Origin of the sequence: Citrobacter sp. JGM124 (genome assembly GCF_018257795.1) — a bacterium.
Classification (GTDB): Bacteria; Pseudomonadota; Gammaproteobacteria; order Enterobacterales; family Enterobacteriaceae; genus JGM124.
Genome location: NZ_JAERJD010000006.1, coordinates 1 through 23,338 on the forward strand (window position 1 = coordinate 1; position 23,338 = coordinate 23,338).

General features: G+C 48.0%; 22 protein-coding genes and 1 tRNA gene. 1 reads left to right on the forward strand and 22 read right to left on the reverse strand.

What is annotated here, in order from left to right:
* Window position 1: 1 nt before the first annotated feature.
* The 20 genes from JK154_RS09325 to sdhC all read right to left on the reverse strand — a co-directional run bounded on the left by JK154_RS09325 (window position 2) and on the right by sdhC (window position 19,487).
* A tRNA-Lys gene (locus tag JK154_RS09325) sits at window positions 2–77 on the reverse strand.
* Between the two features lie 164 nt (window positions 78–241).
* The gene (gene cpoB, locus JK154_RS09330; protein ID WP_211992270.1) at window positions 242–1,027 is read right to left on the reverse strand and encodes a cell division protein CpoB; all 786 of its coding nucleotides are present in this window, start codon (window positions 1,025–1,027) and stop codon (window positions 242–244) included.
* A gap of 9 nt (window positions 1,028–1,036) precedes the next feature.
* A complete protein-coding gene (gene pal / locus JK154_RS09335) occupies window positions 1,037–1,555 on the reverse strand; it encodes a peptidoglycan-associated lipoprotein Pal (protein ID WP_211992272.1) in 519 nt (172 codons plus the stop codon).
* Window positions 1,556–1,588: 33 nt separating this feature from the next.
* Window positions 1,589–2,881: a Tol-Pal system beta propeller repeat protein TolB gene (gene tolB, locus JK154_RS09340; RefSeq protein WP_211992532.1), complete on the reverse strand. Its 1,293-nt coding sequence runs from the start codon at window positions 2,879–2,881 to the stop codon at window positions 1,589–1,591.
* 116 nt (window positions 2,882–2,997) lie between these two features.
* Window positions 2,998–4,242 carry a cell envelope integrity protein TolA gene (gene tolA / locus JK154_RS09345; RefSeq protein WP_211992273.1) on the reverse strand — a complete coding sequence of 415 codons (1,245 nt, stop codon included), beginning with the start codon at window positions 4,240–4,242 and terminating at the stop codon, window positions 2,998–3,000.
* Between the two features lie 32 nt (window positions 4,243–4,274).
* Entirely contained in the window at window positions 4,275–4,700 is a 426-nt protein-coding gene (tolR, locus tag JK154_RS09350; RefSeq protein WP_211992274.1) for a colicin uptake protein TolR, read from the reverse strand.
* Window positions 4,701–4,710: 10 nt separating this feature from the next.
* Complete coding sequence (gene tolQ / locus JK154_RS09355; RefSeq protein ID WP_211992275.1) at window positions 4,711–5,397, reverse strand: Tol-Pal system protein TolQ; 687 nt, start codon at window positions 5,395–5,397, stop codon at window positions 4,711–4,713.
* On the reverse strand, window positions 5,394–5,798 hold the full coding sequence (gene ybgC / locus JK154_RS09360) for a tol-pal system-associated acyl-CoA thioesterase (RefSeq protein ID WP_211992276.1): 405 nt from the start codon (window positions 5,796–5,798) through the stop codon (window positions 5,394–5,396). The genes tolQ and ybgC overlap by 4 nt, the downstream gene beginning before the upstream one ends.
* Before the next feature lie 145 nt (window positions 5,799–5,943).
* Window positions 5,944–6,237, reverse strand: coding sequence for a cyd operon protein YbgE (ybgE, locus tag JK154_RS09365; protein WP_211992278.1), 294 nt, complete (start codon window positions 6,235–6,237; stop codon window positions 5,944–5,946).
* Window positions 6,237–6,350: a cytochrome bd-I oxidase subunit CydX gene (gene cydX, locus JK154_RS09370; protein WP_211992279.1), complete on the reverse strand. Its 114-nt coding sequence runs from the start codon at window positions 6,348–6,350 to the stop codon at window positions 6,237–6,239. Before cydX ends, ybgE begins: the two co-directional genes overlap by 1 nt.
* Window positions 6,351–6,363: 13 nt before the next feature.
* Window positions 6,364–7,503, reverse strand: coding sequence for a cytochrome d ubiquinol oxidase subunit II (cydB, locus tag JK154_RS09375; protein ID WP_211992280.1), 1,140 nt, complete (start codon window positions 7,501–7,503; stop codon window positions 6,364–6,366).
* 15 nt (window positions 7,504–7,518) lie between these two features.
* Window positions 7,519–9,087, reverse strand: a complete 1,569-nt coding sequence (cydA, locus tag JK154_RS09380; protein WP_211992281.1) for a cytochrome ubiquinol oxidase subunit I — start codon at window positions 9,085–9,087, stop codon at window positions 7,519–7,521.
* A gap of 757 nt (window positions 9,088–9,844) precedes the next feature.
* Window positions 9,845–10,717, reverse strand: a complete 873-nt coding sequence (gene sucD, locus JK154_RS09385; protein WP_211992282.1) for a succinate--CoA ligase subunit alpha — start codon at window positions 10,715–10,717, stop codon at window positions 9,845–9,847.
* Window positions 10,717–11,883, reverse strand: a complete 1,167-nt coding sequence (gene sucC, locus JK154_RS09390) for an ADP-forming succinate--CoA ligase subunit beta (protein WP_211992283.1) — start codon at window positions 11,881–11,883, stop codon at window positions 10,717–10,719. Before sucC ends, sucD begins: the two co-directional genes overlap by 1 nt.
* Window positions 11,884–11,983: 100 nt before the next feature.
* Entirely contained in the window at window positions 11,984–13,201 is a 1,218-nt protein-coding gene (gene odhB, locus JK154_RS09395; protein ID WP_211992284.1) for a 2-oxoglutarate dehydrogenase complex dihydrolipoyllysine-residue succinyltransferase, read from the reverse strand.
* 16 nt (window positions 13,202–13,217) lie between these two features.
* The gene (sucA, locus tag JK154_RS09400) at window positions 13,218–16,025 is read right to left on the reverse strand and encodes a 2-oxoglutarate dehydrogenase E1 component (protein WP_211992286.1); all 2,808 of its coding nucleotides are present in this window, start codon (window positions 16,023–16,025) and stop codon (window positions 13,218–13,220) included.
* A 217-nt stretch (window positions 16,026–16,242) separates the two neighbouring features.
* Window positions 16,243–16,959 (reverse strand): succinate dehydrogenase iron-sulfur subunit, encoded by a 717-nt coding sequence (locus tag JK154_RS09405; protein ID WP_211992288.1) that lies wholly within the window; start codon window positions 16,957–16,959, stop codon window positions 16,243–16,245.
* Between the two features lie 16 nt (window positions 16,960–16,975).
* Window positions 16,976–18,742 (reverse strand): succinate dehydrogenase flavoprotein subunit, encoded by a 1,767-nt coding sequence (gene sdhA, locus JK154_RS09410; protein WP_211992289.1) that lies wholly within the window; start codon window positions 18,740–18,742, stop codon window positions 16,976–16,978.
* Entirely contained in the window at window positions 18,742–19,089 is a 348-nt protein-coding gene (gene sdhD / locus JK154_RS09415) for a succinate dehydrogenase membrane anchor subunit (protein ID WP_211992290.1), read from the reverse strand. Before sdhD ends, sdhA begins: the two co-directional genes overlap by 1 nt.
* On the reverse strand, window positions 19,083–19,487 hold the full coding sequence (gene sdhC / locus JK154_RS09420) for a succinate dehydrogenase cytochrome b556 subunit (protein ID WP_211992291.1): 405 nt from the start codon (window positions 19,485–19,487) through the stop codon (window positions 19,083–19,085). Before sdhC ends, sdhD begins: the two co-directional genes overlap by 7 nt.
* A gap of 641 nt (window positions 19,488–20,128) precedes the next feature.
* Here sdhC and JK154_RS09425 point away from each other — a divergent pair.
* Entirely contained in the window at window positions 20,129–21,415 is a 1,287-nt protein-coding gene (locus tag JK154_RS09425) for a citrate synthase (RefSeq protein ID WP_211992293.1), read from the forward strand.
* 195 nt (window positions 21,416–21,610) lie between these two features.
* Here JK154_RS09425 and JK154_RS09430 read toward each other — a convergent pair whose 3' ends face one another.
* Window positions 21,611–22,018: a hypothetical protein gene (locus JK154_RS09430; RefSeq protein WP_211992294.1), complete on the reverse strand. Its 408-nt coding sequence runs from the start codon at window positions 22,016–22,018 to the stop codon at window positions 21,611–21,613.
* 439 nt (window positions 22,019–22,457) lie between these two features.
* Window positions 22,458–23,249 (reverse strand): endonuclease VIII, encoded by a 792-nt coding sequence (nei, locus tag JK154_RS09435; RefSeq protein ID WP_211992295.1) that lies wholly within the window; start codon window positions 23,247–23,249, stop codon window positions 22,458–22,460.
* Window positions 23,250–23,338: the final 89 nt, after the last annotated feature.

Genomic DNA, 23,338 nt, shown 5'->3' on the forward strand with positions numbered 1-23,338 from the left:
TTGGTGGGTCGTGCAGGATTCGAACCTGCGACCAATTGATTAAAAGTCAACTGCTCTACCAACTGAGCTAACGACCCATTTAGTTCGCACCCCGGGTGGTGACATCATCCCTGGGCAACGGCGGCATATATTACTGATTTAAGAATTTGACGCAACAAGTATTTATATCTAAATAACGCAACTGCCTGGATTTCAAACGGCAAGACCAGAAAAACAGCAATCCCTGGTCATCGCACATACATTACAGGCTACTCAGACGCTTTTGAGCCTGTTTCGCACCATCACTACCCGGGTACTGTTTTACCACTTGCTGATAGACCGCTTTTGCTTTTGCCGTGTCACCTTTATCCTGCATGATGATACCGACTTTTAACATTGCGTCCGGTGCTTTGGGGGATTTGGGATAGCTTTTTACCACTGAAGCGAAGTAAAAGGTTGCATCATCCTTTTTACCCTTGTTGAAATTCAACTGACCAAGCCAGTAATTTGCATTGGGTAAGTAGGTTGAGTCCGGGTACGTTTTAATAAAATTTTGAAACGCAATGATAGCCTCATCCTGACGCGCACTATCGCGTACCAGAGCAATAGCCGCGTTATAGTCGCTATTGGCATCTTTTCCTTGAACAGCGGCAGCAGGTGTGGCTGCTGCAGCGGTACTGTTAGTCTCTGCAGGTGCCGTCGATCCTGTGGTACCACTGGCGTTTGTAGACGCACTACCGCTGCCGAGACTGTCAATCTGCAACATAATACTTTTCTGACGCTCAACGACCTGATTTAGCTGATACTGATTTTCCTGTATCTGCCCACGCAGAGTATCAATATCATTCTGGCTATCGGAAAGTTGCTGCTGAAGTTGAGTCAAAAGCTGACTGTGAGCGTTAGAAATACGCTCAAGTTGAATGACACGGTCCTCGACCGAGCCTGAGCCGACACTACTGATTGGCGCTTGTGCAATAGCGGCCCAGGGGGCCGCTATGCCAATCAGTAACGACAGACCCAATAGATGAGTTCTGAAGTTACCAATCATGTGATGCTCTTAGTAAACCAGTACGGCACGACGGTTTTTAGCGTAAGCCGCTTCGTCATGGCCCAGTACTGCTGGTTTTTCTTTACCGTAAGAAACGATAGAGATCTGATCTGCAGAAACGCCTTTACCTTGCAGATACATTTTAACTGCGTTAGCACGACGCTCGCCCAGGGAGATGTTGTACTCTGGGGTACCGCGCTCATCCGCATGACCTTCTACAGTCACTTTGTAAGACGGGTTGCTACGCAGGAAATTTGCGTGAGAATCCAGCATATTAGCAAAATCAGGGCTCACATCGTATTTGTCCAGGCCAAAGTAAACGATGTTGTTTTGCTGCAGTTGTTGCATCTGCAGACGAGCTTGCTCGTCAGAAGACATACTGCCGTTGCCGTTACCAATACCAGTGCCGGCACCCAGCATACCTTCACCGCTCTGACCGTTGTTGGCGCTCTTATTAGAAGAACATGCCGCGATGGCCATAACCGGCAGAACAATAAGCAGCCCTTTCAGCACTTTGTTCAGTTGCATTTCTTTGATCCTTTAATAATCAATTTATTGTTATCACAGATACGGCGACCAGGCAGGGAATTTTACCTGTCCATCAGTTGCCGGAAGACGCGCTTTGAAACGCCCATCTGTTGAAACCAAATTCAGCACTGAACCCATCCCTTGAGAGGAGCTGTAGATAACCATAGTGCCGTTAGGTGCCAGACTTGGCGTTTCGTCCAGGAACGTTGACGTTAAATTCATAACAGCACCCGTTTCCAGATCTTGTTTGGCGATGTGTTGTTGCCCATTATTTGTGCTCACCATCACCATTAATTTACCATCAGAACTGATATCTGCGTTCTGATTCTGTGCCCCTTCCCAAGTCAGACGTTGTGCACTACCACCGTTGATATTGGTTTTATACACTTGTGGACGACCGGCCTGGCCTGAGGTAAAGGCAAGAGTCTGGCTATCCGGGAACCATGAAGGTTCTGTGTTACTGCTGCGATCATTCGTCACCTGATGAATCGAACCAGAGTTTAAATCCATAACATACAGATTCAGACTACCGGTTTTAGACAGTGCAAATGCCAGTTTGCTACCATCCGGGGAGAATGCCGGTGCACCGTTATGCTGAGGGAAAGACGCTATCTGACGGATCGCTCCGTTAGCCAGTGTCTGAACGACCAGTGCAGAACGACCACTCTCAAAAGTCACATAAGCCAGTTTGTTACCGTCCGGTGACCAGGCTGGTGACATCAGTGGCTGAGGTGAACGGTGTACCACAAACTGGTTGTAACCGTCATAGTCAGAAACTCGCAGCTCATACGGGAACTCGCCACCATTGGTCTGCACTATATAGGCAATACGAGTACGGAATGCCCCTTTAATCCCTGTCAGTTTTTCAAAGACTTCATCACTGGCAGTATGGGCCGCATAACGGAGCCATTTTTTATCCACTTTATAGGAGTTTTGAGCCAGAATAGTGCCCGGCGCAGCCCCCGTGTCTACTAGCTGATAAGCAACAGTATAGCTACCATCAGGATTAGCAGTCAGCTGTCCAATAACCACAGCATCAATACCTAAAGCACTCCAGGCCGCGGGTTGTACTTCACCGACAGAACTGGGCTGCTGAGGCAAACGTGACGTTGGCAACGGATTAAATTTCCCGCTATTGCGTAAATCAGCAGCCACAATGCCACCGATATCTTCAGGTGCAGCCCCTGAACCATTCCACTGGAATGGCACGACGCCAATCGGGCGTGCAGAGTCAACACCCTGGGTTATCTCGATACGAACTTCTGCGTGCAACACGGCTGCCCACAGCATCAAGAAACTTAACGCTACTCGTAATACCTGCTTCATCATATCTCCCTTATCTGGGTGCTTTACCCGCGATAATCTAGCAGAATGCCAATAAAGTTTCTGATCCCTGATAACTTAAGTCTGGTCGTTTTTCTCAACAATGCGAGAAAAGTTTTCTATAACTTAAAGTCGAGAGGGACGTTTTTAAAGACTTCATACACAGCCTGACTCGGCGGTTTTGGGATCTTTGCTTGCCGGGCCGCTGCCAGAGCAGCCTGACATAAGGCAGGATCACCACCTTCCGATTTAACATCCAGTAACAGACCATCTGGAGCCATTCTTAACCGCAGCGTACATGTTTTGCCCGCATAGGACGAACTATCGTAGAGACGGTTCTGAATAGCTGATTTTATCTGACCGGCATAACTGTCAATATCCGACTGTGAAGCCCCCTTACTTTTACCTTTTCCTGCAGAAGTTGCAGCAGTTCCTGGCGCCCCACCACCACTTTTAGGTGCATTCTTACTCGAACTTAAATCACCGAAAAGATCGTCCACCTCTTTGGTATTACTTTTAGCAGCAGCAGCTTTATCTGCAGCCGCTTTCTTTTCGGCGGCAGCTTTTGCAGCAGCGGCTTTATCACTGGCTGCTTTTTGTGCTGCTGCTTTGTCCGCAGCGGCTTTATCTGCAGCTGCTTTTTCAGCCGCAGCCTTCTGAGCAGCCGCTTTTTCGGCGGCAGCTTTTTCAGCAGCAGCTTTTTTCTCAGCTTCCTGTTGAGCCTTCTTGGCACTGGCATCAGCAGCAGCCTTTTTCTCAGCCTCTTCCGCTTTTTTTGCTGCTTCAGCAGCGGCTTTCTTCTGCGCATCTGCCGCAGCTTTTTTTGCAGCTTCTTCAGCAGCTTTAGCATCGGCAGCGGCTTTGGCTGCAGCTTCTGCTTTGGCTTGCGCGACAGCATCGGCCTGAGCTTTGGCTTCCGCCTGTGCTTTTGCCGCGGCGGCCTCCGCCTGTTTCTGTTGTTCCTGAGCCTGTTTAGCTGCCGCTTCTGCCTGTTTTTGCTGTTCAGCTTGCTGCTTAACTTGTTGCTCTGCCGCCAGACGCTCTTTTTCCAGTTCTTTCAGCCGTTGTTGCTCTGCTGCCTGTTTTTCCTGGAGCTCTTCCGCCTGTCGTTGTGCCTGTTTTTCCTGCTGCTCAGCTTTGCGTTTACTGTCCGCCTGCTGTTGCTGCTGTCGGCTATAATTTTGTGCTATTGCACCTGGATCAACCATAACGGCGTCAATGGATGAACCGCCGCCACTGGAAGATGTATCAATGTGCTCATCAAACGAACTCCAGATCAGTAATGCTATCAAGAGGACATGCAGCACGACTGACCAGGTTAGCGAACGTTTTAATTTAGCGTTTTCTTCAGTTGCCTTTGACACTATCGATACCCAAACGTTATACGCAAGATGGATCAGATGGGTTGAGTCATCAAACCAACGGACTTAACGCCCGCCTGATGCAACAGATTTAGCGCTTTGATAATTTCGTCATACGGAACCTCTTTCGCACCACCAATCAAAAAAACTGTCTTTGGATTGGCCTGTAAACGCTGTTGAACCTCCGCTACGACCTGCTCCGCCGGGAGCTGATCCATACGGTCTTTTTCAACAACGACACTATACTGCCCAATACCCGAGACTTCGATAATGACTGGTGGATCATCGTTAGTGCTGACGGTCTGAGAGTTTGTTGCGTCCGGTAAATCGACCTCAACACTCTGTGTAATAATGGGTGTTGTCGCCATAAAGATAAGCAGCAACACCAGCAACACATCCAGCAACGGAACAATGTTAATTTCCGACTTTAATTCACGACGACCACGTCTACCTCTGGCCATGACTTACCCCTTACTGCTTTTCGCTGCTGGTAAAAGCCTGACGGTGCAGGATAGCCGTGAACTCTTCCATAAAGTTATCGTAGTTTAATTCCAGTTTGTTCACTCGCTGGTTAAGCCGGTTATATGCCATCACCGCCGGTATGGCAGCAAACAAACCAATGGCTGTCGCTATCAATGCTTCAGCAATACCGGGCGCGACCATCTGTAACGTTGCTTGCTTCGCCGCCCCCAGTGCGATAAAGGCGTGCATGATCCCCCAGACGGTTCCGAACAAACCAATATAAGGGCTAATGGAACCGACTGTACCGAGGAAGGGAATATGGGTCTCAAGACTTTCCAGTTCACGGCTCATGGATATGCGCATTGCACGTGTCGCCCCATCAACTGCGGCTTCTGGTGCATGGGTATTCAAACGGTGCAACCGGGCAAACTCTTTAAACCCCGAATAAAATATTTGTTCACTCCCTCCAAGGCTATCACGACGACCCTGGCTTTCCTGGTAAAGACGCGACAACTCAATACCAGACCAGAATTTATCCTCAAAAGCTTCGGCTTCACGCCCTGCGGCGTTAAGGATACGCGTTCGCTGAATGATGATTGCCCATGATGCAATAGAAAAACCAATCAAAATCAACATGATGAATTTGACCAGAAGGCTCGCCTTCAGGAACAAATCAAGGATATTCATGTCAGTCACTGCTTAAACTCCGCGACAATAGACTTGGGAAGCGCACGAGGCTTCATTAGGGATAAATCAACACAGACAATCAGGACCTCTGCTTCATTGAGTACCTGATTTTCAGCATTAACAACCCGTTGCGAAAACACCATAGAGGCGCCTCGCATCGATTTAACTTCACTTTGAATTTCGAGTAAGTCGTCGAGTCGTGCCGGCGCAAGATACTCAACGGTCATTTTGCGCACAACAAAGGCGACATGCTCAGCCAGTAATAACTGTTGACTAAAGCCGTGCTTACGCAACATTTCTGTGCGCGCCCGCTCGTAAAAAGCAATATAACTGGCGTGATAGACGACACCACCGGCATCCGTGTCTTCGTAATAAACACGTACCGGCCATGAAAATAGCGTTGTAGTCACGATGCCTTCCGGAAATACCATTAAACTCAGTTACTATACGCAAGAGCATGCAGCTTTGGAATGGGTTGAGATTAACGTTGAGTAAAAAATTATGAGCTTATGAAAACCCATAATTTTTTTCTGAAATATTCTGGCGGTAGGATGGTTAAGAGAAGAGCTTAATCAGGACATAAATCAGCACAATGTCGGCTAATAGTGGGCTAAAAAGAGTCTGCCAGCGTAATTTTCGTGGGCGGAACCCCACTCCGTGGATAACCCCTGCACATATTCCCCACATCAGCACAAAACCTTGCCAGATTTCAAAGTCACTGGTCTTGGCCGCGAAGCGCGTCGGATCCCAAAAGATCATTCCCGCCAGCAGCAGTGCCATCACTAAGGAAAGGGCCCTTAGCGGGCCCTTATCCATTACCGCATATAATTTTGCGATAATAGACTCCATCAGTGTTCTTCTTTTCGAGCCTGATTATCTTCTGCCTGCTCAATGGCCAGGGCAGTGATAATCCCGAAGGCACAGGCGAGAAGCGTTCCCAGGATCCATGCAAAATACCACATAACTAGCTCCTTCTTAATACAAAGAGTGGGTGTTGCTTTCAATGTGCTCTTTAGTGATTCGACCAAACATTTTCCAGTAACACCACGTGGTGTAAATCAGAATGATAGGGACGAAGATAATCGCAACATAGGTCATCACATTCAGCGTTAAGTGACTTGAGGTCGCATCCCACATGGTCAGGCTCGCGTTCATCATAATGCTGGATGGCATAATGAATGGGAACATAGCAACGCCCGCCGTCAGAATCACACAAGCAATCGTCAGTGAAGAAAACAGAAACGCCATCGCAGGACGATTCAGACGAGACATAAGCGTCGTCAGTAGCGGCAGCAGAACACCGAGTGCCGGGATAACCCACAGAGCCGGATAGTGATTGAAGTTAATCAGCCAGGCTCCCGCCTGCTGTACAACTTCTTTAGCCAGTGGGTTAGATGGCGCGGTATGATCAATGGTTGACGTTACAACATATCCATCAATGCCGTAGATAACCCAAATACCAGCCAGTGCAAAAGCAACCAGAGTGACTAACGCTGAAATCTGTGCCGCAGAGCGGGCACGCAGGTTAATCTCCCCTACTGTACGCATTTGCAGGTAGGTCGCCCCCTGAGCCAGAATCATAAACAGGCTAACAATACCTGCCAGCAAGGCAAAAGGATTTAGTAGCTGGAAGAAAGTACCGGTGTACTGAACACGAAGGTACTCGTCAATGGTGAACGGCACGCCTTGCAGTAAGTTACCGAAAGCCACACCAATAACCAGAGGCGGAACGAAGCTACCAATAAAGATGCCCCAGTCCCACATGCCACGCCAGCGGTTGTCGCCAATTTTGGAACGGTAATCAAAGCCAACCGGACGGAAGAACAGTGATGCCAGTACCAGAATCATTGCCGCATAGAAGCCAGAGAAAGCCGTTGCATATACTTGAGGCCATGCGGCAAATAATGCACCACCAGCAGTGATAAGCCAGACTTGGTTACCATCCCAGTGTGGTGCGATAGAGTTGATCATGATACGTCGGTCAACGTCTGTACGCCCGATAACCCGCGACAGCATACCGACACCCATATCAAAACCATCAGTGACCGCGAAACCAATTAGCAACACGCCAATTAACAGCCACCAGACAAAACGTAATACTTCGTAATCGAACATTTGAGAACTCCTGTCTTAGCGTGCCGTTTTAGAAGCCACGGTGGACTGCTCAAAGTGGTAACGACCTGTTTTCAGACTGCTCGGCCCAAGACGAGCAAATTTGAACATCAGGAATAGCTCCGCTACGAGGAACAACGTATAGAGACCACAAATCAGCGAAATGGAGAACACAAGATCACTAATTTGCAATGCTGAGTGTGCCATCGCTGTTGGCAGAACTTCACCAACCACCCAAGGCTGACGGCCATATTCCGCAACAAACCAGCCAGATTCGACGGCAATCCATGGCAGAGGCAGGCTGTAGAAAACAGCACGCAGCAGCCATTTTTTCTCACCAATACGGTTACGAATAACGCTCCAGAAACAGGCTGCGATGATAAGCAGCATCAGCACGCCACAAGCGACCATAATACGGAACGCAAAGTAGAGAGGCAGAACTTCAGGAATAGAGTCTTTTACCGCCATCTGAATCTGGTCTTCAGTAGCGCCAGAGACATCCTGGGTATAACGTTTCAGCAGCAGGCCATAGCCAAGGTCTTTTTTCACATCATTGAAATTCGCACGCACGGCAGGATCAGCAGAGCCAGCACGTAACTCTTCCAGCAGCTTGTAGGCTACCATCCCGTTACGAATACGTACTTCATGCTGCGCCATCAGCTCTTTCAAACCGATAACTTGTTTATCCAGAGAACGGGTTGCGATGATACCGAGGGCATAAGGGATTTCAATCGCGAAGCTGTTTGATTGCGTTTCCTGATTAGGAATAGCAAACAAGTTAAATGAGGCTGGCGCAGGTTGCGTTTCCCATTCGGCTTCAATTGCTGCGAGTTTGGTTTTCTGAACATCACCCAGCTCGTAACCTGAGTCATCACCCAGAACGATAACGGACAATACAGCAGCCATACCAAACGCCGATGCAATAGCAAAGGAACGTTTTGCAAAAGCAAAATCACGTCCTTTAAGCATGTAGTAAGAGCTGATCGCAAGAATAAACATTGCACCAGTAACATAACCTGCTGCAACAGTATGGACAAACTTCACCTGGGCTACAGGGTTGAATACCAGTTCAGAGAAACTGAGCATTTCCATACGCATCGTTTCAAAGTTGAAATCTGAAGCGATAGGGTTTTGCATCCAGCCATTGGCAATAAGGATCCACAACGCAGAGAAGTTTGAGCCTAGCGCCACCAACCAGGTGACAGCCATATGCTGAACTTTGCTCAAGCGATCCCAGCCAAAGAAGAACAGACCAACAAAGGTGGACTCGAGGAAGAATGCCATCAGACCTTCAATCGCCAGAGGCGCACCGAAGATATCACCGACATAGTGAGAATAGTAAGACCAGTTAGTACCAAACTGGAATTCCATCGTCAGACCAGTAGCCACACCCAAAGCGAAGTTAATACCAAATAACTTGCCCCAGAATTTGGTCATATCTTTATAGATTTGCTTGCCAGACAAAACGTATACCGTTTCCATAATGGCCAACAAGAACGCCATACCCAGCGTCAGTGGCACAAAAAGGAAATGGTACATCGCGGTCAAGGCAAACTGTAATCGCGACAGTTCAACAATATCAAACATCTTGACTCCTTGCTCTTCGCATGAAGACTCCACCCGTGGTTCGCGATAAACCGCGCCACAACGTATGCCCTAATACAAATACATTTGCTTCCGCACACCCTTAGCTACCCGTATATATTTTAATTAGGTATCGAAGGTAAAGGTTACAAATACGTTAAAAAATAAATGAAACAGGTCGCAAATATATTACCCTGCAAAGCCCTTACAATAAACAGGTATTCGCTGAATGTTTTTTGCGTTTCTCGACAGTGTCTCATTTATAGCTAAATTATCACTTTTCAGCCAGTTTGATCTAAGACAATTTCCGGTTATTTATACCTTTATTGACATCTTTACTTATTGATCCTGCTCAATTTAATCAAAATTGTTAATTTTTTTGCATGTGAGTATTTAATCATTACCTGATTGTTAATCAATTGTGTTAAAAAATCATTTAGTGATACATAGTCGATAATTAATAATCTGCAAGTTTATTTTTTCATCTTAACTTGCCCTGAACGATGGAAAGATTGCCAAGTAAGAGAAAAATCACATTATTTTATTATTCCTGTTCCCTCTTTTTATATTCACAGAAATGTAACCAGTCAGACCATGTAAATTAACAATACACTGTTTTAGACAAGCCCCTTGCTCATTCTAGTACAGGTAATAATAAGCGCGACCTGTTGACCAAAATAAGCCAAAGAAAAGGCCACTCTGACGAGTGGCCAAACAATGGTATCCGTATGAAAACCGCCCCCTTTTACAGGAGGGAAGCTTAACCAGGTATGATACTTTTCAGTGCTTCACCGATATCAGCCAGGCTGCGTACAGTTTTGACACCAGCAGCTTCCAGTGCGGCAAATTTCTCATCAGCTGTACCTTTCCCACCCGCAATGATGGCACCCGCATGGCCCATACGCTTACCTTTGGGCGCGGTTACTCCTGCAATATAGCCGACCACAGGCTTGGTGACATGGTCTTTAATGTATGCCGCGGCTTCTTCCTCTGCGCTGCCACCGATTTCACCGATCATCACAATCGCTTCCGTTTTCGGATCCGCCTCAAACAGTTTCAGGATATCGATAAAATTTGAACCTGGAATAGGATCTCCACCAATACCGACACAGGTCGACTGGCCCAGACCAATATCCGTCGTCTGCTTAACCGCTTCATAGGTCAGAGTACCTGAGCGGGATACAATACCAATCTTACCTGGCAGATGAATATGGCCCGGCATGATACCGATTTTACACTCCCCGGGGGTAATCACGCCCGGGCAGTTTGGCCCAATCATACGGACACCAGCTTCATCCAGCTTAACTTTGACGACCAGCATATCCAGCGTCGGGATGCCTTCAGTTATGGTGATAATCAGCTTGATACCTGCATCAATGGCTTCCAGAATTGAGTCTTTACAGAACGGTGCTGGCACATAGATAACACTTGCTGTCGCCCCCGTTGCTTCAACTGCTTCACGCACGGTATTAAACACGGGTAATCCCAGGTGAGTCGTCCCACCTTTTCCTGGCGTCACCCCCCCCACCATTTGCGTACCATAAGCAATTGCCTGTTCTGAGTGAAAAGTGCCCTGACTGCCTGTGAATCCCTGGCAAATTACCTTGGTGTTTTTATCGATCAAAATGGACATTATTTCCCCTCCACGGCAGCAACCACTTGCTGTGCTGCATCCGTCAGGCTTTGTGCAGCAATAATATTCAGGCCACTGTCAGCCAATTTTTTCGCACCCAGTTCGGCGTTGTTGCCTTCGAGGCGAACCACTACCGGCACATTGACACCTACTTCGGCAACCGCACCAATAATCCCGTCAGCAATCAAGTCACAGCGAACAATGCCACCAAAAATGTTAACCAGAACAGCTTTTACTTTTTCATCCGACAGAATGATTTTAAACGCTTCAGTGACACGTTCTTTAGTGGCACCACCGCCGACATCCAGGAAGTTTGCTGGCTCACCGCCATGCAGCTTCACGATATCCATGGTTCCCATCGCCAGGCCTGCACCATTAACCATGCAACCGATATTACCGTCGAGAGCAACATAGTTCAGCTCCCATTGTGCCGCCTGAGACTCACGGGCATCTTCCTGGCTTGGGTCACGCAGTTCACGCATTTCTGGCTGACGATATAAGGCGTTGCCATCAGCGCTGAGTTTACCATCCAGGCACGTCAGGTCACCCTGCCTGGTGATAACCAGTGGGTTGATTTCAATCAGTGCCAGGTCTCGCTCAAGGAAAATATTCGCCAGACCGATAAAAATTTTGGTGAACTGCTGAACTTGCTTACCTTCAAGACCGAGTTTAAAGGCCAGTTCGCGCCCCTGGTATGGCATTGGTCCTGCCAGAGGGTCGAGGGTAACTTTATGGATCAAGTGCGGTGTTTCATCTGCAACTTTTTCGATCTCTACGCCACCTTCAGTGGAGGCCATAAACACCACTCGACGCGAGCTACGGTCAACGACGGCCCCCAAGTACAGCTCTTTATCAATATCTGTCGCCGCTTCAACCAGGATCTGGTTCACAGGCTGACCATTCGCATCAGTTTGATAAGTGACAAGATTTTTACCAAGCCAATGTTCAGCAAATGCACGGATCTCTTCTTTGCTTTTAACCACTTTCACGCCGCCCGCTTTACCGCGACCACCCGCATGTACCTGGCATTTCACTACCCAAGGCCCGGCACCAATCTTGGAGGCCGCTTCTTCTGCTTCACGGGGGGTATTGCAAGCGTAACCTACTGGTGCCGGTAACCCTGACCGGGCAAACAACTGTTTCGCCTGATATTCGTGTAAGTTCATGAGTTCTATCCATTCAGGTAAAGAGCACAACTGCTCAGGGGTAAGGTTAGATTTATTCGCACGGCAGGTGACATCATGCCACCTGCCTGCGTTTTATTGATTAAACATCAAGCAGCAAACGTGTCGGGTCTTCCAGCAATTCCTTAATAGTCACCAAATACCCTACTGACTCACGACCATCAATCAAACGGTGGTCATAGGAGAGTGCCAGATACATCATCGGTAGAATTTCTACCTTACCCTCTACTGCCATTGGTCTGTCTTTGATGGCATGCATCCCCAGGATGGCACTCTGTGGAGGATTGATAATCGGTGTAGACATCAGAGAACCGAACACGCCACCATTAGTGATGGTGAAGTTCCCGCCGGTTAACTCTTCCACTGTCAGCTTGCCATCGCGTCCTTTTACCGCCAGTTCTTTAATACGCTTCTCAATGTCGGCCATACTCAGGGTGTCCACATCCCGCAGAACCGGAGTCACCAGACCACGTGGGGTAGAGACGGCAATACTGACGTCAAAGTAGTTGTGGTAAACCACATCTTCCCCATCGATGGAGGCATTAACTTCCGGATAACGCTTCAGCGCTTCCACAACCGCTTTAATATAGAAGGACATAAAGCCCAGACGGACACCATGGCGTTTCTCAAACGCATCACCATACTGCTTACGCAGGTCCATAATGGGTTTCATGTTCACTTCGTTGAACGTTGTGAGCATGGCTGTTGAGTTCTTCGCTTCCAGCAAGCGTTCAGCAACGCGCTTACGCAAACGCGTCATTGGCACACGTTTTTCACTGCGCCCCACCACCGGTGTTGCGGATGCCGCGCTTTGTGCTGCGGGTTGTTGGGTTTGCGTCTGAGCCTGGGCCAAATGTTTTTCAACATCTTCACGAGTCAGACGCCCACCGACCCCACTGCCTTTAATCGCACTGGCGTCCAGAGTATGTTCTGCCAGAAGACGACGAATGGCCGGGCTAAGTGCATCATTATTCTGCTCTTCCAGAGAGGCTTGCTGACGCTGGGCTGGGGTAGACTCCTTACTGTCTACTTTGGCTGAACTCTCTTTCCCTGTGCTATTCCCTTCTTTCAGGCGGCCCAGAATTTGACGAGAGGTCACCGTACCGCCCTCTTCTTCCAGAATGGTATCTAAGATGCCATCAGCAGAGGCCGGTACTTCCAGAACCACTTTGTCAGTTTCGATTTCTACCAGCACTTCGTCACGTTTAACACTGTCACCCGGTTTTTTATGCCAGGTAGCCACGGTGGCGTCAGCGACGGACTCAGGCAAGTCAGGAACGAGAATATCTACGCTACTCATTATTTATCCTTTAAATTTATTCGACGTTCAGCGCATCATTGACCAGCGCTTGTTGCTGTTTCTGGTGAACGGACATATACCCTACCGCGGGTGAAGCAGAGGCCGGACGGCCTGCATAACGCAGGGCGGATCCGAACGGAATCACTTCACGGAGGTGGTGCTGGCTGCAGTACCATGCCCCCTGGTTCAATGGTTCTTCCTGACACCAGACAAAATCATGTACATGAGCGAAAGGTTTCAGTGCCTCTTGTACCGCCTGAGTCGGGAATGGGTAAAGCTGTTCGATACGTACAATGGCCACATCTTTCTGATCGTTTTTACGACGTTGCTCGAGCAAATCGTAATAAACCTTACCAGAACAAAGTACTACACGTTTCACCTCTTTAGGATCCAGTTCATCAATCTCACCAATAGCAGGCAAGAACGAGCCATTAGCCAGTTCATCAAGGGTTGAAACGGCCAGTGGATGACGCAACAGAGACTTCGGAGACATAACCACCAGCGGACGACGCATACCACGCAGGGCCTGACGACGTAACATGTGGTACACCTGCGCCGGCGTAGAGGGTACGCAAACCTGCATATTCTGTTCGGCACAGAGTTGGAGGTAACGCTCCAGGCGTGCAGAAGAGTGCTCAGGGCCCTGACCTTCGTAGCCATGTGGCAATAGCATCACCAGGCCACACAAACGCCCCCACTTCTGTTCACCTGAACTGATGAACTGATCGATAACCACCTGGGCTCCATTGGCAAAGTCACCAAACTGAGCTTCCCAAATGGTTAACGTGCGAGGTTCTGCCGTGGCATAACCGTATTCAAAGGCCAGCACGGCTTCTTCTGATAGTACTGAATCCCAGACTTTAAACTCTCCCTGACTGTTATGGACATGAGCCAGCGGAATATAAGTAGAACCATTACTTTGATTATGGATCACCGCATGACGATGGAAGAAGGTTCCTCGCCCGACATCCTCCCCCGAAAGACGAACGGAGATGCCTTCATCAACCAGTGTGGCATAAGCCAGATTCTCAGCAGCCCCCCAGTCCAGCAACTTGTTGCCCTGGGCCATATCATGGCGGTCGCTGTAAATTTTAGCCACACGGGACTGCATCTCTACCGCATCAGGAACTGTACTAATACGATTAGCCAGTTCTTGCAGGCGTTTCATCTCTACCGTGCTGGGATAAGCTTCATCCCATTCATGGTTAAGGTAAGGAGACCAGGCAAAAGAGTGCATGTTCATTGGACGCCACTCTTTTACTACACATTCACCCGCATCAAGTGCATCACGGTAAAGATTGACCATTTCAGTGGCATCTTCCAGGGTCGCAACGCCCTCTTGTTCCAGCTTATCTGCATAAATTTTACGTGGTGTCGGATGCTTTTTGATCTTCTGATACATCACTGGCTGAGTGGCGCTCGGCTCATCTGCTTCGTTATGGCCATGGCGACGGTAACAAACCAGATCAATAAACACATCCCGCTTAAATGTATTACGGAAGTCGAGAGCTAAACGAGTCACAAAAGCCACCGCCTCTGGATCATCAGCATTCACATGGAAGATCGGTGCCATCACCATTTTACCAATATCGGTACAGTATGGCGTTGAGCGGGCATCCAGTGGGTTGGAGGTGGTGAAACCAATTTGATTGTTAATCACAATACGGACGGTGCCACCGACTTCATAACCCCGCGCCTTGGACATATTAAGGGTTTCCTGAACCACACCCTGCCCGGCGACAGCCGCATCACCATGAATAGTAATGGGCAGGACCTGATTACTCCCAGGCTGAACCAGACGATCCAGACGGGCCCGTACTGAGCCGATAACGACCGGGCTGACGATTTCCAGGTGTGAAGGGTTAAATGCCAGTGCCAGATGGACCAATCCACCTTCTGTTTCAAATTCAGAAGAGAATCCCATGTGATATTTCACATCACCGGTACCCAGGTGTTCTTTATGTTTACCCGAGAATTCATCAAACAATTCTTGTGGCTGTTTACCTAAAACGTTAATTAAAACATTCAGACGTCCACGGTGGGCCATCCCCAGCACCACTTCGCGCGTACCACTTTTGCCTGCATGGTGGATCATCTCTTTGAGCATCGGAACCAGAGCATCGCCACCTTCAAGAGAGAAACGTTTAGCACCGGGGAATTTAGCACCAAGATAGCGTTCCAACCCTTCTGCTGCAGTCAACTCGGTAAGAAAGCGCGTCTTCTCTTCTGCCGTAAAAGTGGACTTGCCGGCTACAGACTCGATACGTTGCTGGATCCAACGCTTCTCCTCGGTATTGGTAATATGCATATACTCCGCACCGATTGAACCACCATAAGTTTGTTTCAGGGCTTCAATCAAGTCCGCAAGTTTCATGGTCTCTTTGCCCACGGCAAAAGAGCCCACGTTAAAGGTTTGCTGCAGACAATCCTCTGTCAAATTATGGAACTCAGGGGAAAGATCCGGCACCGCTTCTTGTTTCCACAGCCCTAATGGATCCAGGTTTGCTGCCTGGTGTCCACGAAAACGCCAGGCATTGATCAGCTGAAGCACCTTGACTTGCCTGGCATCAACATCGGGGTCAGTTATTGCGGTGGAGTAACGTGACGGGTCCTTCGCCAGACGACGAAAATATTCACGTGTTTGAGAATGGAATTGATCTGGTCTGGCTCCGGTTCCAGGCAACTGCTGGAAAAGAGTGCGCCAATGCGCATCAACAGAGTCAGGATCGGTTAAGAAGTCTTCATAGAGCTGCTCTATGTAGGACTGGTTTGCGCCCGCCAGCCAGGAAGAGTCCAGCCAGGGCTTCATTGCGCCGTTCTGCATCGTGATCCCTTACGCATTATTATGCTTATTACGCCGTGGAAACTATACGCACACTGCGAAGTATACGTTCCAGGGTTCACTCACTGCGAGCATCATCAAAATGGCCCGCTAAGGAACCTTTGAAAACTGTCACCCTGGCAGTTTTCAAAGGTTTCCTGCATCACATCCTGTCACTACTCTTTTAAGCGCCTCCCCCAGCGAAGAGGGAGGTCACTTATTAAGCACTCTTCTGTAACAACATTGATTTAATATGACCAATGGCTTTTGTCGGGTTTAAACCTTTTGGGCACACGCTAACGCAATTCATAATACCGTGGCAGCGGAATACACTGAAAGCATCGCTTAACCCATCCAGACGATTCGCCGTTTCAGTATCACGGCTGTCGATAAGGAAACGGTAGGCCGCGAGCAAACCCGCCGGACCAACAAATTTGTCCGGATTCCACCAAAAAGATGGACAAGACGTGGAACAGCAAGCACAGAGAATACACTCATACAGGCCATCGAGTTTTTCACGCTGCTCCGGGGACTGTAAATGCTCACGCGCCGGTGGATTTTGCCCATTATTCAGCAGATAAGGTTTAATCTTCTCATATTGAGCATAGAATTGCCCCATGTCTACGACCAAGTCGCGAATAACTGGCAAACCAGGCAGTGGGCGAATCACAATCTTCTGCTGACCGTTACCCAGCGCGGATATCGGAGTAATACAAGCCAGTCCATTTTTGCCGTTCATATTTAACCCGTCGGAGCCACAAACCCCCTCACGGCAAGAGCGACGGAATGACAGGGTCGGATCTTTTTCTTTTAGCTGCATCAGGGCATCCAGCAGCATCATGTCACGCCCTTCTTCCCCTTCCAGAACATACTCCTGCATATGGGGAGCATCATCCACGTCCGGGTTATAACGATAAATAGAAAACTCGAGTTTCATCGACTCATCTCCGCTATTAATAAGTACGCACTTTCGGCGGGAATGCCGGACGCAGCTTCGGTTGCATATTCACCTCGCGACGGGTCATGCTTTCCGTCTCAGGCAGATACAAGCTGTGACACAACCAGTTCGCATCATCACGTTCAGGGAAGTCAAAACGGCTATGCGCACCACGGCTTTCAGTGCGGAAATTAGCGGAAACAGCCGTTGCATAGGCGGTTTCCATCAGGTTATCCAGTTCCAGACACTCAACACGTTGAGTGTTAAATTCTGTGGATGTATCATCAAGACGGGCGTTTTTCAGGCGTTCACGAATTACTTTCAGTTGTTCCAGCCCTTTAGCCATGGCATCACCTTCACGGAATACCGAAAAGTTATGCTGCATACACTCTTGCAGGGCTTTGCGAATCTGTACCGGATCCTCACCATTACGGTTATTGTTCCAGCGATTCATTCGTGTGAGAGATGCCTCAATATCTGATTCGCTGGCATCCCGCATTGGGCCTTGTTCAGCAATCGACTCTTGCAGATGCAGGCCTGCGGCGCGACCAAATACCACCAGGTCAAGCAAAGAGTTCCCCCCCAGGCGGTTAGCACCATGCACCGATACACAAGCGATTTCACCCACAGCGAATAACCCGGGTATCACCACATCTTCGCCTTTTTCATTAACAGTCAGTGCCTGACCTGTCACCCTGGTCGGGATGCCTCCCATCATATAGTGACAAGTAGGAATCACCGGGATAGGCTCTTTTACTGGGTCAACGTGAGCAAAAGTACGAGATAATTCAAGGATACCAGGCAGACGTGATTCAAGAACTTCTTTACCTAAATGATCAAGCTTCAGTTTGGCATGAGGCCCCCACGGACCATCACAACCACGGCCTTCGCGGATTTCAATCATGATGGATCGGGCAACAACATCACGCCCTGCCAGGTCTTTGGCATTCGGGGCATAACGTTCCATAAAACGTTCACCGTGTTTATTGAGCAAATAGCCCCCTTCCCCACGGCAGCCTTCTGTCACCAGAACCCCCGCACCAGCGATGCCAGTTGGGTGAAATTGCCACATTTCCATATCCTGGACGGGAACACCGGCACGCAGTGCCATACCAACACCGTCCCCCGTATTAATGTGCGCATTCGTAGTAGACTGATAAATACGGCCAGCCCCTCCCGTAGCCAGTACGGTGGCACGAGCTTTAAAATAAACAACCTCACCCGTTTCGATACTCAGTGCCGTGCAACCCACTACCGCACCATCCTGGTTTTTAACTAAATCCAGGGCATACCATTCAGAAAAGATCGTCGTATGATTTTTTAAGTTTTGCTGGTAAAGCGTGTGCAACAACGCGTGTCCGGTACGATCTGCCGCGGCCGCAGTACGGGCAGCCTGTTCGCCACCGAAATTTTTTGACTGGCCACCAAACGGGCGCTGATAGATAGTGCCATCATCAAGGCGAGAGAAGGGTAACCCCATATGTTCAAGTTCCAGAATCGCTTCAGGGCCGGTTTTACACATATATTCAATCGCGTCCTGGTCACCAATGTAGTCAGACCCTTTGACGGTATCGTACATGTGCCATTCCCAGTTATCTTCATGGGTATTACCTAATGCGACAGTAATCCCCCCCTGGGCAGATACCGTATGAGAACGGGTTGGAAATACTTTAGACAGTAAGGCACAAGTCTGGCCTGACTGGGAAATTTGCAGTGCAGCACGCATGCCAGCACCACCCGCGCCGATAACAACAGCATCAAACTCTCTGACAGGTAAATTCATTACACACCCCACACCACAACGAATCCATACAGAACGTAAACCAGTAGCGCAATCACAATCGCAAGCTGTAATACCAGGCGTATTGCCAGTGGTTTAACGTAGTCGGTTAACACCTGCCACATGCCAATCCAGGCATGGATCAAAATCGAAAAGAGTGCCAGCAGAGTAAACACTTTGGTGAAGGCGGCAGCAAAAAAGCCGTGCCAAATTTCATAGGTCATATCGCCAGTTATGGCAACAAAACCCACCATATAGATAATGTACAGCGTTAAGACGATGGCAGTAGCACGAACCAGTAAATAATCATGCACGCCATTGCGACCCAATGCGGAGGCATTGCTTACCATACGAGGACTCCTGCAAGGATTGAAAGCACGACAGTAATAACAAAGGAGAAATATGCGGATCGTTTGCCCACTTGTAATGTTTCTTCCAGACATCCCACATCCATCATGATGTGACGGATACCTACCACGACGTGGTAAGCAAGTGCAGTAAGAATGCCCCACATAATAAACTTAGCGATAAAACTGCCCATAACTGCAGATGCAGTCAGGAAACCTTCCGGGGAAGAAAGAGACAGCCCTAATAGCCATAACAGGATACCCACCGCGACGAAGGTTATCACACCCGAAACACGGTGAAGAATGGAAGCAATTGCAGTGACGGGGAATCGAATCGTTTTCAGATCCAAATTGACAGGTCGTTGTTTTTTCACGTTTTTTATCATGAATAGCGCCCACATGCTCTTCTTATTATTTCTTTCCTCCGGATCTGCATTCGGGGTCAGACAGCGCTTACTTCATATAACTGTGTACAGAACAAAATACAGCTACATCCAGAGGCTAAAAACAGGCCACAACGCTGGTTGGCTCCCGGTAGCAGGGTGTTCCGGAGACCTGGCGGGAGTATAGGCTTTTCACAAAATCATTACAATTAACAGCAATACTGTTTACGGGGTTTTGCTCTGAACAGTGACAATGATCACGATAATAACAATGTTTTAATCTTTAGCCATTTAATTTGACAAAAACGAAACAATATTGTTACAAGTGGCTTAATAAAAGCCATATAATACACAAAAGTTATAGGGCTAGTCTTTTACCTGAAGAATAGTTATGTAACAGTGTGATGCTATTGACCCGTGTAATCAGGACGGTTATTAGTGGTATAAAGATTTAAATGATATTGGCTGCTAGCACCCTGATTTGCTGTCGTACACCAAAACGCGAATATTACCTGAAAGCGCCCATTGCTCTGTACCCTGGCGATAAAACTCTAAACAGAGCTACGAGTCGAATAAAACTACGGGTAATAAAAAAATGCGATTTTAGTGCAAATCAGGCATCCAGCAGTCATATAAATAAGGCGCTAAGGAGACCGTAAATGTCTGACAAAAAAGCAGTAATCAGCTTAACTGGTGATGATGCTATCGAACTGAATGTTCTAAAAGGAACAATCGGTCAGGATGTAATAGATATCCGTAGTCTTGGTTCTAACAACATTTTTACCTTTGACCCTGGCTTTACCTCGACGGCATCTTGTGAGTCTAAAATCACCTACATTGATGGTGACAACGGCATACTTCTGCATCGCGGTTTTCCCATCGACCAGCTGGCGACTGAATCGACTTATCTTGAGGTATGTTACATTCTGCTCAACGGTGAAAAACCGACTCAGGAGCAGTTTGAAGAGTTCACGAAAACGGTAACCCGTCATACCATGATTCATGAACAGATCACCCGTTTGTTCAACGGGTTCCGTCGTGACTCTCATCCAATGGCGGTATTGTGTGGTGTGACCGGTGCCCTGGCGGCGTTTTACCATGATTCACTGGATGTGAATAATCCAAAACATCGCGAAATCGCAGCGTTCCGGCTGTTATCAAAAATGCCGACCGTGGCAGCAATGTGTTACAAGTATTCGATTGGTCAACCATTCGTTTATCCACGTAATGACCTGTCATATTCAGGTAACTTCCTGAATATGATGTTCTCGACGCCGTGTGAAGAGTACGTTGTCAATCCTATCCTGGAACGTGCGATGGACAGGATATTGATCCTGCACGCTGACCATGAACAGAATGCATCCACTTCAACAGTGCGTACGGCTGGATCTTCCGGTGCTAACCCCTTCGCCTGTATTGCTGCAGGTATTGCTTCACTGTGGGGACCCGCTCACGGTGGGGCCAATGAAGCGGCGCTGAAAATGCTGGAAGAGATCAACAGCGTTGACTACATCCCTGAGTTTATCCGCCGTGCGAAAGACAAGAATGATGCTTTCCGTCTGATGGGCTTTGGTCATCGTGTTTACAAAAACTACGACCCACGAGCCACGGTAATGCGTGAAACCTGCCATGAAGTGCTGAAAGAGCTGAATCTCAAAGATAACAGCCTGCTGGAAGTCGCCATGGAACTTGAGCATATCGCACTGAATGATCCTTATTTTATTGAAAGAAAACTCTACCCTAACGTAGACTTTTATTCCGGGATCATTCTTAAAGCCATGGGCATTCCGTCTTCCATGTTTACTGTTATTTTTGCCATGGCACGAACTGTAGGCTGGATTGCACACTGGAATGAAATGCATGACGACGGTTTGAAAATTGCCCGACCTCGTCAGTTATATACCGGTTATGAAAAACGCGATTTCAAATCAGATTTGAAAAAATAAATAACGGTTAACGGCACAATATACACCAAAGGGAAAACGATAGGTTTTCCCTTAATTACATTAACGTAACTGAGATGACTGACCATTAAAACCGGTGGTACAAAACTAATATTAACAAGCTTAAGACGGCTGCGCTGGCGATAGAATTATCTCTGACAGTAAAAACCACCCGGTATATATAATCTATTATTATCACTACAACTTCGCATATTCACACAATGCCAACCCGTGGTTATAATTCATTGGACCATCCCGAAAACCATGGTGCCCGGCGGCAAAAGATAACCCATTCATTCTGGCTTGTTTATCCATCTCCTGCCTGTAGCAACGTTCGATAAGAGATAATTTTTGTCCGGTGTAACAGCCATCCTGATTATCATCAATAACGTGATTAAAATAAAAAAAATTAACAAACCTGTCGAATTTCACGCTCTTTTTTTTCACTGAACTGGCCGTGACACCGGGGGTAATCTGAACCGGACTATTCGATACTCCACTGATGCCATCGGAAGGATGTGTACTCGTTGATGACTGATGCTTACTATAAGATGTGTTTTCTGACACTCTCACTTTTGCAGTATCATTAGATAATTCCAGTTTCATGATAACTTCTCCTTTTCATCCGCCCTGTGAGACGTTCCATATCTAATATAATATTGCCACCCATCTTAAAATTAAAACCCCAGGTGAGAACAAATATCATTGATTACATAAAGCAACAACTAAAATACATATTACCTGCCTCTTGCGCGAGCTGTATATCATAAATCACGATGTTCAATGACACAGAGGAAATAATAAAACCGCATTGCTTGCATATTATTTTTAACGTTTTCCCACTCAGCGATTACCATCGCTGATATTTTGAAAGATGAACCGTAGCAAAAAGTCATCAGGCAGCGGTTTCAAATATCGGCTGATAATATAGCAATAACATAACAAATGATTATATATTCAGCTTGACGATTGACACCCCGGAATTAAAAAAAACCTTCAGAGGCCAGGTCATTCCTGACCCCGGAAGGATACCCATGCTGGCTGGTTATTTCTGACAGTGAGGGCACCAGTAAAAGGGTCTTGAAGATAAGGTTATTTTTTCTATTATGTTAAAACAACGTTCACAAGGCTCTCCCGCCCGGTGAAACACCCGGAAACGAAATAGCGTGCCGTGATGTTTGCTGTTCGAGCTCTCACCGCGGGTCAGATAAGAGCGACGCGGAACATCAAGTATTGCCTGTGCCAGCCGATCCAGTGCATCATCATCCAAATCGCCAGCACAGTGCCGTGGCGCAATTTCAGCTTCCCAGAGGATCTCGGCTCGCAAGTAGTTACCAGGGCCGGCCAGAAAAGCCTGATCCAGCATCAGGGAGCCGAGTTGTCGACGGCGAAAACTGGCAGACAGTATCCGTTCTTTAACGCTCCCGATTGTCAAACTATCGTCCAGTACATCAGGCCCCAGCCGCTTCAGAAATGGCTGCTGGCCAAGTTGTGACTGCTCAACGATTTCAATATCAGAGGCACTATAGAGCAGTATCGCTTTATCCGCCGTTTCCAGTCTTACCCGTAACACCCTGGAGCTTTGTGGTGTTTCCCCCGCGTCGACAATACGCCAGACACCGTACAACTGGTTGTGGGTGTAAAGCGTTAACCCATTGGAAAAATGCGTCAGCATCGCTTTGCCACGGGTTTCAATGCGCTCAATACTTTTCCCCACCAGCATCTCGGTGAAAGGTTTCAATTCTTCATAGGCAAACCAGACACGGGTCAGTGGATGTCCCGCAACCGCCCGCTCAAGACTATCCGCCGCCCGGCGTATTTCAGGGCCTTCAGGCATGGTATTCTCCTGGCAAATAATGTGTAAACCGGTTTCACCTGATCAAGGAAAGTCGCCAGCATTACTCCAGCGCCTCTCCTGCTTTCCCC

Excerpts from the sequence above, each read along its gene's own strand:
- sdhD (WP_211992290.1), bottom strand. The coding sequence starts at position 19,089 with ATGGTAAGCAATGCCTCCGCATTGGGTCGCAATGGCGTGCATGATTAT.
- sucA (WP_211992286.1), bottom strand. The coding sequence starts at position 16,025 with ATGCAGAACGGCGCAATGAAGCCCTGGCTGGACTCTTCCTGGCTGGCG.
- cydA (WP_211992281.1), bottom strand. The coding sequence starts at position 9,087 with ATGTTTGATATTGTTGAACTGTCGCGATTACAGTTTGCCTTGACCGCG.
- JK154_RS09425 (WP_211992293.1), top strand. The coding sequence starts at position 20,129 with ATGTCTGACAAAAAAGCAGTAATCAGCTTAACTGGTGATGATGCTATC.
- cpoB (WP_211992270.1), bottom strand. The coding sequence starts at position 1,027 with ATGATTGGTAACTTCAGAACTCATCTATTGGGTCTGTCGTTACTGATT.
- odhB (WP_211992284.1), bottom strand. The coding sequence starts at position 13,201 with ATGAGTAGCGTAGATATTCTCGTTCCTGACTTGCCTGAGTCCGTCGCT.
- nei (WP_211992295.1), bottom strand. The coding sequence starts at position 23,249 with ATGCCTGAAGGCCCTGAAATACGCCGGGCGGCGGATAGTCTTGAGCGG.
- sucC (WP_211992283.1), bottom strand. The coding sequence starts at position 11,883 with ATGAACTTACACGAATATCAGGCGAAACAGTTGTTTGCCCGGTCAGGG.
- pal (WP_211992272.1), bottom strand. The coding sequence starts at position 1,555 with ATGCAACTGAACAAAGTGCTGAAAGGGCTGCTTATTGTTCTGCCGGTT.
- sdhA (WP_211992289.1), bottom strand. The coding sequence starts at position 18,742 with ATGAATTTACCTGTCAGAGAGTTTGATGCTGTTGTTATCGGCGCGGGT.
- ybgE (WP_211992278.1), bottom strand. The coding sequence starts at position 6,237 with ATGGAGTCTATTATCGCAAAATTATATGCGGTAATGGATAAGGGCCCG.
- cydB (WP_211992280.1), bottom strand. The coding sequence starts at position 7,503 with ATGTTCGATTACGAAGTATTACGTTTTGTCTGGTGGCTGTTAATTGGC.
- JK154_RS09405 (WP_211992288.1), bottom strand. The coding sequence starts at position 16,959 with ATGAAACTCGAGTTTTCTATTTATCGTTATAACCCGGACGTGGATGAT.
- sucD (WP_211992282.1), bottom strand. The coding sequence starts at position 10,717 with ATGTCCATTTTGATCGATAAAAACACCAAGGTAATTTGCCAGGGATTC.
- sdhC (WP_211992291.1), bottom strand. The coding sequence starts at position 19,487 with ATGTGGGCGCTATTCATGATAAAAAACGTGAAAAAACAACGACCTGTC.
- JK154_RS09430 (WP_211992294.1), bottom strand. The coding sequence starts at position 22,018 with ATGAAACTGGAATTATCTAATGATACTGCAAAAGTGAGAGTGTCAGAA.
- tolB (WP_211992532.1), bottom strand. The coding sequence starts at position 2,881 with ATGAAGCAGGTATTACGAGTAGCGTTAAGTTTCTTGATGCTGTGGGCA.
- cydX (WP_211992279.1), bottom strand. The coding sequence starts at position 6,350 with ATGTGGTATTTTGCATGGATCCTGGGAACGCTTCTCGCCTGTGCCTTC.
- tolR (WP_211992274.1), bottom strand. The coding sequence starts at position 4,700 with ATGGCCAGAGGTAGACGTGGTCGTCGTGAATTAAAGTCGGAAATTAAC.